9 protein-coding genes are annotated in these 11,188 nt (G+C 38.5%); 6 read left to right on the top strand and 3 right to left on the bottom strand.

Annotation, left to right across the window (positions count from 1 at the left end; translation table 11 throughout):
* Window positions 1–456: 456 nt before the first annotated feature.
* The 3 genes from JWR23_RS07970 to JWR23_RS07960 all read left to right on the top strand — a co-directional run bounded on the left by JWR23_RS07970 (window position 457) and on the right by JWR23_RS07960 (window position 3,787).
* A complete protein-coding gene (locus JWR23_RS07970) occupies window positions 457–1,248 on the top strand; it encodes a class I SAM-dependent methyltransferase (RefSeq protein ID WP_299515132.1) in 792 nt (263 codons plus the stop codon).
* Window positions 1,235–2,362 carry a hypothetical protein gene (locus JWR23_RS07965; RefSeq protein WP_299515130.1) on the top strand — a complete coding sequence of 376 codons (1,128 nt, stop codon included), beginning with the start codon at window positions 1,235–1,237 and terminating at the stop codon, window positions 2,360–2,362. The genes JWR23_RS07970 and JWR23_RS07965 overlap by 14 nt, the downstream gene beginning before the upstream one ends.
* Window positions 2,363–2,689: 327 nt before the next feature.
* Window positions 2,690–3,787, top strand: a complete 1,098-nt coding sequence (locus JWR23_RS07960; RefSeq protein ID WP_299515129.1) for a glycosyltransferase family 4 protein — start codon at window positions 2,690–2,692, stop codon at window positions 3,785–3,787.
* Here the strand turns inward: JWR23_RS07960 and JWR23_RS07955 are convergent.
* The 3 genes from JWR23_RS07955 to JWR23_RS07945 form a co-directional block, all read right to left on the bottom strand.
* Window positions 3,763–4,854 (bottom strand): glycosyltransferase family 4 protein, encoded by a 1,092-nt coding sequence (locus tag JWR23_RS07955; RefSeq protein WP_299515128.1) that lies wholly within the window; start codon window positions 4,852–4,854, stop codon window positions 3,763–3,765. The two genes, JWR23_RS07960 and JWR23_RS07955, sit on opposite strands and share 25 nt — an antisense overlap.
* On the bottom strand, window positions 4,829–6,496 hold the full coding sequence (locus JWR23_RS07950; protein ID WP_299515127.1) for an ABC transporter ATP-binding protein: 1,668 nt from the start codon (window positions 6,494–6,496) through the stop codon (window positions 4,829–4,831). Before JWR23_RS07950 ends, JWR23_RS07955 begins: the two co-directional genes overlap by 26 nt.
* A gap of 137 nt (window positions 6,497–6,633) precedes the next feature.
* Complete coding sequence (locus JWR23_RS07945) at window positions 6,634–7,287, bottom strand: hypothetical protein (protein WP_299515126.1); 654 nt, start codon at window positions 7,285–7,287, stop codon at window positions 6,634–6,636.
* A 150-nt stretch (window positions 7,288–7,437) separates the two neighbouring features.
* Between JWR23_RS07945 and JWR23_RS07940 the strand changes: the two genes are divergently transcribed.
* From JWR23_RS07940 to JWR23_RS07930, 3 genes are all read left to right on the top strand, one after another.
* Entirely contained in the window at window positions 7,438–8,517 is a 1,080-nt protein-coding gene (locus tag JWR23_RS07940; RefSeq protein WP_299515125.1) for a winged helix DNA-binding domain-containing protein, read from the top strand.
* 109 nt (window positions 8,518–8,626) lie between these two features.
* Window positions 8,627–10,141 carry an alpha/beta hydrolase gene (locus JWR23_RS07935; RefSeq protein WP_299515123.1) on the top strand — a complete coding sequence of 505 codons (1,515 nt, stop codon included), beginning with the start codon at window positions 8,627–8,629 and terminating at the stop codon, window positions 10,139–10,141.
* A gap of 41 nt (window positions 10,142–10,182) precedes the next feature.
* Window positions 10,183–10,965, top strand: coding sequence for an alpha/beta hydrolase (locus JWR23_RS07930; RefSeq protein ID WP_299515122.1), 783 nt, complete (start codon window positions 10,183–10,185; stop codon window positions 10,963–10,965).
* Window positions 10,966–11,188: the final 223 nt, after the last annotated feature.

Genomic DNA, 11,188 nt, shown 5'->3' with positions numbered 1-11,188 from the left:
TTACAATCTGGTCGGCTGTCAGCAAATTGGTTGGCTGTACAGTCAACAGGTTCTTCCGGCAGGAGCATAGCCCTGTCAAAACCACCATTAGTAATACAATTTTAATCTGTCTCATTTCTTTAGTTTTTGGTTGTGAGTTTTAAATTGGGTTAATGGCTATATAAATAACCATTGGATTTTATAATTGAATCCAATATTTTGGATGAAAAAAAATTATCTCTTTAGTATTGGTTATTAATAGCGATGAGTCGGAACCCACCGCTATCGAGAAATTAAAACTAATCGTTATACACAATTATTAAATTAATTACGCCCTGTATTAAATAAAGGTTGCCCACCCGATAAAATAAATACTTATTAAATAATGAAATAAATATGCAGGGCAACCTTTATAAATGCCGACTCGTAACTTATTATATTATAAAGCCTAAGTTTTTAACATCATTATAAATTCCTATGAATCCAGCTATTGCTTCTATCAATCCATTAAACAATATGATAACGGCCCTTAAAAAATTCATACAAAAAAATTTCTCTGCTCATAGCGTAAAAGAAAAAGGATCGGTTGAGGCTTACGATTTATGGGCAGAAAATTATGATGTGCAACAAGGTAACCTGATGCTGGACATGGATGAGTCTGTATTTGCCGAATTGTTGAAAGAAGTAAATATAACCGGCAAGCAGATTGCTGATATAGGTTGCGGTACCGGAAGGCACTGGCCAAAGCTTTTAGAAAATGACCCTGCCAGCATAACAGGGTTTGATGTTTCGGCAGGAATGCTTAAGCGCCTGGAGCAAAAGTTTCCCGGCGCTAAAACCAACCAAATAACAGATAACTTTTTTTCTGATACTGCCAAATCCACCTATGATATAATTATATCAACCCTTACGGTTGCACATATTGAAAATATTGAAGAAGCCTTGCAGGCATGGTGCCGTATATTAAAAACGCAAGGCGATATTATTATAACTGATTTTCATCCAAACGCGCTGGCATTTGGCGGCAAAAGAACTTTTCAGCATAATAGCAATAGTATTTCTATACAAAACTTTGTACACTATGTGTATGATATTGAAGGCATACTATTGCAACATGGTTTCCACATAGTTAATAAGCTTGAAAGAAAAATTGATGAATCTGTAAAGCATTATTATGCCGCTAAAAATGCTTTACCGGTATATGAAAAATTTAAAGACTCACGCATCATATATGGCATCCATTTAAGAAGAGGCTATGATATTAAATAACGTTACAACTATTACAGGTAATGGCCCCGTTAGTATGCAGATCAAGAATGGCAAAATGATGCCTGTAAAAGATACAGCAGCCGATGTTTTACAACTAATGTTTGATAATGCACTGGTGTTTCCCGGCCTGGTTAATTCGCATGATCATTTAGACTTTAATTTATTTCCGCAATTGGGCAACCGTGTATATAACAACTATACAGAATGGGGGGAATATATTCATGAAAATTACAAAGAAGAGATAGCTGCTGTTTTAAAAGTTCCGCTGGCATTACGTATAAACTGGGGCATATTTAAAAACCTGCTATGTGGTGTTACTACAGTAGTAAATCATGGCGAACCGTTAACCATAAATGATCCGCCTATTAACGTGGAGCAATGTCATAGCCTGCATTCTGTACAATTTGAAAAGCGGTGGAAGAAAAAACTTAACAATCCGCTAAAAAGAAAACTGCCGGTAGTAATCCATGTGGGCGAGGGTACCGATGAGTTATCAAATCATGAAATTGATGAGCTGATACATTGGAACCTGCTGAATAAAAAATTAATTGGTGTACATGGTGTAGCCATGTCTGAACAACAGGCCAAAAAATTTGAAGCGTTAATATGGTGCCCGGCATCTAACTATTTCCTGCTAAATAAAACAGCACCTGCCAATTACTTAAAAAAAAACACCACCATTTTGTTTGGTACAGATTCAACACTGACGGGCAGCTGGAATATTTGGGACCATATACGGCTGGCCCGCAAAACAAAAATGCTAACCGATAGCGAATTGTACAGCTCCCTTCATACAAGTGCCGGCAGCTGGCAAACAAATAGCCTTAATCTTAATAAAGGATATGTTGTGGTGGCCAATAAGAGAAAGAAGGAAACAGGTTTTGAGTCTTTTTTTTCTACAGATCCGGCAGATATATTATTGGTTGTTTATGAAGACAGCATCAGGCTTTTTGATGCGACAATGCTTGATCAGTTAACCAGTATTGATCTGTCGGCTTTTAGCAAAATATATATAAATGATACTTGCAAATATGTACAAGGCGATTTACCGGGGTTAATGAAACAAATAACAGAGTTTTACCCGGCGGCTATTTTTCCAATAACAAGCAGTTAAATACTGTAACGTGTTTAGCGATTAGATTTTGAGGAAATATATTTACCATTTAAACGGTAAGCCCTTAACCATATTAAACATACGCTTGCTGCTTAATTTTCAATCGCTAAGCACGTTAATTTGATAGTTAGTTTATTTGGATTATTTAATATGTTTATTTTCAGATCATTACAACTTTTTGTGTACCAGGGTGTACCAAGATGTATCAACGTGTACATGGTACAGTACAGTAATAACATTTACGGGTATAGGTTTATTACTGCATTTGCTTACTTCACTGGGGAACTAATTTTTTATATCGAATTTAATCACTAAACGCGTTATTGTATGAGATTTGTATTTGCCAGTTATGTTGTAACCAAAACGTATAATGACCCGGAGGCATGGCTAAATCGTATTAAAATATATATAGGCATTTTAGCCCCTTTGGCTATTGACAATGAAGTTATAAGCATAGAACAAATAGCTTATAAAGGAGAATGTTTTAAAGATGGCGTGAATTATAAATTTGAGCGGTTTGCTTCACCAGCTTTCTATTCGCTTTTAAAAGTAAACCGTTATATAAAGCAATTACAACCAGATGTAGTATTTATACAAAGTTTGCATTTTCCATTGCAGGTAATACTGTTACGTTTTATACTTGGTAATAAACCAAAAATCATCATACAAAACCATGCGGAAAAACCATTTAGCGGCATAAAAAAATATTTACAGCGATTGGCCGAAAACGCTGTTAACGCGTACTTATTTGCTTCAAAAAATATGGGGTTAGATTGGATAACCAAAGGCAATCTAACATCACCCGAAAAAATACACGAAGTAATGGAAGTATCTTCTGTATTTTATCCAATAAATAAAGAAGAGGCTTTATTAAAAACCAAGGCAAAAGGCGACCCTGTGTTTTTATGGGTTGGCCGGTTAGACCAAAACAAAGATCCTTTAAACGTAATAAAAACCTTTTTGAAGTTTTTGGTAATAAACCCAAACGCCCGGTTGTTTATGATCTATCATACCGAAGAATTATTGGATGAAATAAATACATTATTAGCCCATGAACCCAATGCGGCCGCTATAAAACTGTTAGGAAAAGTGCCGCATGATGAACTGCTATATTGGTATAACAGTGCTTGTTTTATAATATCAGGCTCGCATTATGAGGGTAGCGGCACTGCTGTTTGCGAAGCGATGTCATGCGGATGTATTCCCGTTGTTACTGATATATTTTCATTCAGGATGATAACTGATAATGGCAACATCGGTTTATTGTATGAAGCCGGAAATGAAACCGCGCTATTGGCGGCATTGATACAAACACAACAAATTAATTTAAAAAAGCAGCGCGAAAAAGCCCTTGCTTATTTTAAATCAAATCTTTCTTTCGAGGCTATTGCCAAACAAATTCAGGTTATTGCGGCTTCTTTGTAATTGCTTTCAAATAAGTTAACAATGCTTGTTGCTGTTTGCTTCATCTCGTTTATCAACACAGGCTCGTGACCCCTGTGTGTATTAGTTAGCAATACTAAAACCTCATAGTTCATTTCATCCTGGTCAGTAACAATATGATGATGCCTGAATGGGGTTTTCATCGGGCTAAAAAAAGAAACAACATGCGCGCCGGCATATAATGCTTCTAACAAAACCGTACTAAAACCTTCATATTTGGATGGGTGAAGCAAAATTTTTGACCGCTGCATATATTCTAAAACCCCGGGATGAGATACCTCGCCTTTAAAAGTTATATTTCCCTCTAGTTGATAAGATAGCACCATAGCTTTAAGCAGATCCATTTCAGGGCCTTTACCGCATATAACCGCTTTAATGTCGGGCAAAACACCTTTCAAAAACTTTACAGTTTCAATAAATAACTTGTATTGCTTTAAAGGTATTAATGAACCTACTCCTAAAATGTCAATATCCCTTTCGGCTAATAATGGTTTAAACAAAGAGGTGTCTACAGCTCCCGGAACCAGGTGCTGTGGTGTTATATCATAATTTTTTTTAAACTCATTTACCAGGTAGTCAGACAAGGCTATTAAATTATCGCCATTTGGCATTATGCGGTAAACATATTTATTACCCGGCCTTGCATCCTGCCCCAGCAGCCAGCTATAATGCTTCAGGGTATATTTTTTAGAAAATTTATCACCAATAAAAGCACATTCATCAAACCAAAAACTTAACAGCCCAATTACTTCATATGCTGCATTTATTTCCTTCAATACGCGCCAGGCACGTATCCAGGTTAGCCTGCGATAAAATCCGCTTTTATTTTTACCTCCTAATGCTATTACTTTAATCCCGTTCCAACTGTATTCGTTAGGTTGATAAGGGTATTGAAAGGCTAATACAATAATATTTAATTGGGGGTAAGTTTCCTTTAATACACGCACAAATATTTGCCGGTCGGGTATGCAGGTGCTATCCTCCTCGTCTTTGGGAAACCCCGGGGTGAGTATGACCAACGTTTTACGCATATTCCGTATCCACAGCAATTATTTTATCGCAAAGAAACAGGCTTGATTTATTATGAGTTATCAGCATGATCATTTTGCCTTGTTGTGTCAATAATTTTAATTTTGAAAGAATATGCCTTTCAGAAACTTCATCCATCTCTGCAAAGGCTTCATCCAAAATCAGCAAATCAAATTCATGATATAAAGCACGTGCCAGCATAATGCGTTGCCGTTGCCCACCGCTAATATTTTTGCCATTCTCTTTAATAAATTTATTTATGCCTTCGGGATATTGGGCAGTTATAATATCTATTCCGCAAAATTCCACTATGTCTGCCAGTTTATCGGCATTATACTCGCCATCGGTCAGGGTAATGTTTTTAAGGATAGTATCATTAATAATAAATGGTTGCTGTTTTACATATGATATTCTGCTCCAATAGCCCTGTCTTATTATCCAGTTGGTTTTTATATCATTAATTAAAATATTACCCTTGTGGTGTTTTAAAAACCCAAGCAACAAGTTAACAATAGTTGTTTTCCCTTTACCTGATTTTGCCGAAATACCAACAAAATCGCCCTGCTGTATTTCAAAGCTTATGCCATTTAAAATATTTTGATCTTTATATTTAAACTTAACCTGGTCAAATATTATAGATTTAATAGGCTCAGCTAAATCATTGGCAGTAATAATAGGGTCTTGGGTCGGCTGCAGATCAGTTACGGTAAACTGGTAGGTTCTTATCTGGCTGGTGCTATTCAATATCTTTACAATGCCCGGTATGATCTTGTAAGACGCGGCCATGAATACGCCGATAGTTAGCATGCTCACCGCAGGGGCGCCTGCTGATAATTTATTAATAGCTATTAAAATAAAAAAGCCAAGTATAGCAAACACCTCTACCAGCCTTGATGTTAAGCCCTGTAAGGTTTGTTGTGTTGCAATGTTGTTATTTAACTGTTGCTGCTGCGAGTAATAGCGGTTTATAAAGAAATCGTCTTTATGGTAAATATTGCTTTCAATATAACCTGTTAATGATTCTTGCAGGTGTTGGATGGTTTTCTGGCTAACAATATGTGTGCTGGCCCGTATTGCCTTTAGTTTATTACGTATAAAGTTACCCAGTAATACCAACGGGGGCAGCAGGAATAAAAACAGCAGGAAAAACAAACCGGGATGCCAAAAAAGAATACCCCCAATAGTGAACAAAATTAATATGCTTTGCGAAACAACCTGCTGAAAGTTGGTCAAAATATAATTACTAAACTCTATAGGCTGCTGGCTTATTCTGCGAATTAGTACAGACGAATCAATATTTACAAACCGCAGATAATCGTCTTTTAAATAATTATGTATGTTTCTTTTTGATAGCCTTGAAGATATATTGTAAAAAAAATGCTGCTGTAGCCTGGAATTTAAATATCCCATCCAATTTTTTAAACCAAATAAAAGCAGAAAGCTGCCTATAAGCAGTAATGAGTTCTTATTTAATAAAGCAGCCGGAAGAAAGGAAATAACCGTGCTTTCATTTTTAGTATAAAAATTAATAACCACCAATATCATTGCTAAAAAGGCCACATCAAGTATGCCCATAACCAGGTCAAACAAAATCAGCTTAACTAATTTTGTTTTTTCCTGCTTTTCAAGAATATTGAAAATACCTGCTATAATTCGCTTCAAGGCAAGAGGTAATTAAATTGTTAAACTATTTTTAAACAATACGCAGCAAAAGAATAATACGTTGCCTTGCCGGTGGGGAAGTTTTTTTTGCAGCATAAAAAAGAGCCGGTTAAAGCGAGCTCTATAATTCGCGTACCTTAATCCCTAATCGGGCTTGAGGTAATTAAACCGTCTTTAACCATTTGGTCGTAAATTGATTTTAGGTAACCTTTTAAAAAACTATCAATATTAACCGGATCATAGGTTTTTGATTGCGCCGCCCATATCAGCTGTTCATTACGCGCATTATATAAATTGGTTTCCAGGTAATATACCTCTTGCTCATCATAATAATCCGGGGCATAAATAGATGGGTACCAGTTATTATAATAATTCCAAAAGTTGTTATAATAGCCATATCTTAAACCCGGGTTCCAAAAGCCACTTCGTGGTATGTAATGCGTTTCGGTTGTCTGCTTTAATAGGGCTATAGTTAAAATTCCATCAGCACCTGTCGACTGTATTCTACCCAATATTAATTCTTTCCGCTGCCCGGTTTGTGTACTAAAATTAGGCGGAAATACATCTGTGCTCTTTACAATCATTATACCTTTTTGCTCTAATTGCCGCTGTAGGCCATTTTCAACTGCCTGCTTTGCAGGAATATTGCTGGTTATAGCCGCCACAAAAATTTTTTTGTACCCATTAGCTGTTGCGTTAGGTTTGCGCCATGAGTTGGTAACCATTGTTGTTGTGCCGCAACTAAACAAAATGGTCATTACTACCAGCAAGGCTTTAAATGAGTTTTTCATATATATTATTTATTTTAATTAAGCTGTGGTAAATATTTTATTATTAGTAATTTAGATCAAAAAGCACGCCATAAATAATACATATTTCTCCCTGATTTTCTGCGAATTGATTTCTATCCGGCTATAAAATTTTACTACATTGCTTTTATAATGAGCAATCGCGATATACTGCAACAACGCCTGATCAACCAGCAGCTAATGGGCTTAAAATTTACCAAAGCACATGAGCTGGTAAGTTATATGGGCTGTATACAAGCGCAAGATTTTTATGGCGCTAAATGGGCCCTGGGCGCCAGGATAAAAGGGTTAACCGATACTTTGGTTGAAAAAGAATTTAACGAGGGCAAAATAATTCGCACACATGTTTTGCGCCCCACATGGCACTTTGTTTCGCCCGATGATATTGGCTGGATGTTAAAACTTACCGCTCCGCAAGTTAAAAAGCTTATGGCTGGTTACCTGCTTAAAGAAGGAATAGATAGTGCAATATTAAAGCAAAGCAAAAAAATATTCGAAACTGCGCTTACCGGGGGCAATCAGCTAAGCAGGGAAGAACTTATTCCGCTGCTAAAAGGGCAAAATATAAAAACCGGTGATAATCATCTTTCCTTTTTACTTTTAGATGCCGAGTTGGATGGCCTGATTTGCAGCGGAGCAAGAAAGGGAAAGCAATTTACCTACATGTTGCTTCAAGAGCGCGTACCTAATAGTAGGCATTTAGATAAAGATGAGGCCCTGGCCGAACTTGCCAAAAGATATTTTATAAGCCGCGGCCCGGCTACCGTACATGATTTTGCCTGGTGGAGCGGGCTCACAATAACTGATGCAAAACGTGGCCTCGAAATAAGTAAACCCAATCTTGACCATCAAATTATAAACGGGCAGGCTTATTGGTTTTTGCCGGTTATAGCATCCGGGCAAAAGCTTGTAAACACGGTACGGTTATTACCTGCTTACGACGAGTATTATGTAGCTTATAAAAACCGGTCGTTTGGTATTGACGATAAACATAATACACTAAGCGGTAGCGGGATATTTAAGCCGCCTGTTGTGGTTAACGGACAAATAACGGGTTCCTGGAAGCGCATAGAGAAAAAAGACAAAGTATTTATTGAAATAGAGCCCTTTGTTAAGGTAAATAATCAAATCACCCAAAAAATTGTTGCCGAGGCAAAGCGGTATGCCAAATTCTTTGATAAAAAAAGCGAGGTTCTGTTCCCGACTGCTTAAAATGAAATAGTTATGTTTAATATCTGTTACGTTAACCGTAATATTAATTAATACATTAAGTTTGTTTAAGCTGGTACCAGCAACCAATTAAACCAAAAAACCATAGATCATGAATACCTTTACCAAACTCATTCTAACTGCTATTTGCATAGTGCTGATGGTTACAGGCAAAACATTTGCCCAGGGCCTCACACCTTTCGAGGGTGAAAAAACCTCATGGCACGGCTTTGACCGTTACGATTATTTGATGGACACGGAAACCTTTGCCATAACCCCATTTAAAGCCACACCCGAAGAACGCACCGGTATGGATGATAAAAATACGCCCAAAGGTAAAATACGTTGTATAGTAATAGTACCTAAAGCCCCTGCTGCGGGTAACCCTGCTACATGGCGCGGGTATTACTGGGATCATGAATCACAATCAGAAGTGGAACTGTTAAAGCGTGGCTTCCATGTGGTGTATTGTAATATAGACCCGGGCAAACAATGGGAAGCCTGGTATGATTTCTTTACCAAACATGGTCTTACTAAAAAGCCTGCTTTTAGCGGTATGAGCCGTGGCGGTATAAATGAATATGCCTGGGCAACTACCCATCCTGATAAGGTGTCTTGTTTATATGCCGATAATCCGGCCATCCGGCCCGAAAGCTTTGCTGCTTTAAACCTGTTGGTTAAAAATGATATACCTGTATTTAGCCTGGTGGGTACCGAAGACTTTTTATTGCCCACCAATACCCTGCCTATTGAAGATATCTACCTGCGTTTGGGCGGCCGTATGACCATGATGATTAAAGAAGGTACTGCCCATCATCCGCATAGCATAAAAGATGCTACGTTTATTGCCGACTGGGTTGAGCAAAACATTAAGCCAACCGTAAGCGATCCGCTATTTGCAGATACCGCTGCCTACGTAAAAACCTACTATTACAGCCTTGAAAATAAATATCAATTTTTAAAAATAGAGAATACTTACGCCACTGTACGCGGGCCAATGTTTACGCCAACCTATGATGTTTATATGGCAAAAAGTGCAAGTCGTTATGGAATAAAAGGGTTAACTATCATCGCCCCAAATAAACCTGCGGCGGGTAACCCATGGGTTTTTAGGGCCGATAGGGTTTTAGGCCGGGATGCTACTGTTGAGCAGGCTTTACTGGCTAAAGGATATTATATTGTTATACCGCCAATTACCGCGCAAAGCGGCCCGGTACGTAAAGATTGGGATAAGATATATGCCACACTTACTGCTAAAGGATTTTCTAAAAAGCCGGTTATGGAAGGCACAGGCGCTTATGCCGGCGAAGCTTATGAATGGAGCATTTATAACCCTGATAAAGTATCGTGCATTTATGTTGATAATGCCGCCATGCGCAGCCTGATGGAGAAAAAAGCACCTGTTGATACGCTTGCGCCATTAGCCGCGGCACATATACCTACCCTGCATGTTAGCGGCGCTAACGACCCATGGCTGGCAACAGATACCCGCGTTGCCGAACAAAAATATAAAGCGCTTGGTGGCAGCATGACCGTTATAACCATACCTGGAGAGGGTCATTTCCCGCGTGTACCGCGTGATCCGGCGCCAATAGTTGCCTTCATTGTTAAAAACACTAAACAATAATGCTAAAAAGGCTCTCCTTACTTTTAATAGCGTTGTTGTTTATGGCAACGGCGTTTAGTCAGAATAAAAGAATACCCTACGGACATAATGACTCCATAGGGAAATTCTATGATGTGCGCGGTATTAAAATGTATACCGAAGTTTATGGCGCCGGCAAGCCCTTACTGATGATACACGGCAATGGCCAAAGCATGAACGCTTTTGGCGGAATCATACCCTACTTCGCTAAAAAATATCAGGTTATTGCTGTTGATAGCCGGGCACATGGTCGCACCAAAGACGACCGTGACTCATTAAGTTTTGAAATGATGGCTGATGATTTTGACGTGCTACTAACCGCCATGCATATAGATTCATGTTATGTGCTGGGTTGGAGCGATGGAGGCATCAATGCCATTGTACTGGCTATGCGCCACCCGGATAAGGTGATTAAACTGGCATCAACCGGCGCCAACTTATGGCCCGATTCTACAGGCATTATTCCGTCCTACTGGAAAGGCGAATTAAAAGATTACAATAACTGGCAAAAGAAAATGCCGCTAACCACCGCGCCCGATAAGAATACCTACAAGATTTTTATGCTGGATTGGCTGCAGCCCAACATCCCGCTAAAAGCACTCGAGGCCATTAAATGCCCCGCCCTCATCATCGGCGGCGACCATGACCTGATACCGGTACCGCATACCGTACAAATAGCGCAGGCTATTAAAAGTTCCTACCTGTGGATAGTCCCGAACTCGGGCCATGCCACGCTTAACGAGCATAGGGATGAGTTTGATAAAATAGTGGATGATTTTTTTGAGAAGCCATTTAAGCAGCATTAACACTTGTGTCTTGTAGTGTCTTGTCTGTCTTGTAAAATAAACCACAAGACAGTTAGGACAGTACAAGATAGTTTGCTATATCAACTCATTACCAACGCCGTCATTGCGAGGAACGAAGCAATCTCTACATAAGCTAATCAGTTATGAAGTATGTTTTATTTAAGCAGGGCTCCTATTTCTATTCCAACAATACGTTTTGTTGATTGTCCTACGTAGAGATTGC

This window comes from Mucilaginibacter sp. (genome assembly GCF_028288205.1).
Taxonomy (GTDB): domain Bacteria; phylum Bacteroidota; class Bacteroidia; order Sphingobacteriales; family Sphingobacteriaceae; genus Mucilaginibacter.
This window is presented reverse-complemented; position numbering and strand designations above follow the sequence as displayed.

Excerpts from the sequence above, each read along its gene's own strand:
- JWR23_RS07970 (WP_299515132.1), top strand. The coding sequence starts at position 457 with ATGAATCCAGCTATTGCTTCTATCAATCCATTAAACAATATGATAACG.
- JWR23_RS07965 (WP_299515130.1), top strand. The coding sequence starts at position 1,235 with ATGATATTAAATAACGTTACAACTATTACAGGTAATGGCCCCGTTAGT.
- JWR23_RS07960 (WP_299515129.1), top strand. The coding sequence starts at position 2,690 with ATGAGATTTGTATTTGCCAGTTATGTTGTAACCAAAACGTATAATGAC.
- JWR23_RS07945 (WP_299515126.1), bottom strand. The coding sequence starts at position 7,287 with ATGAAAAACTCATTTAAAGCCTTGCTGGTAGTAATGACCATTTTGTTT.
- JWR23_RS07940 (WP_299515125.1), top strand. The coding sequence starts at position 7,438 with ATGAGCAATCGCGATATACTGCAACAACGCCTGATCAACCAGCAGCTA.
- JWR23_RS07935 (WP_299515123.1), top strand. The coding sequence starts at position 8,627 with ATGAATACCTTTACCAAACTCATTCTAACTGCTATTTGCATAGTGCTG.
- JWR23_RS07930 (WP_299515122.1), top strand. The coding sequence starts at position 10,183 with ATGGCAACGGCGTTTAGTCAGAATAAAAGAATACCCTACGGACATAAT.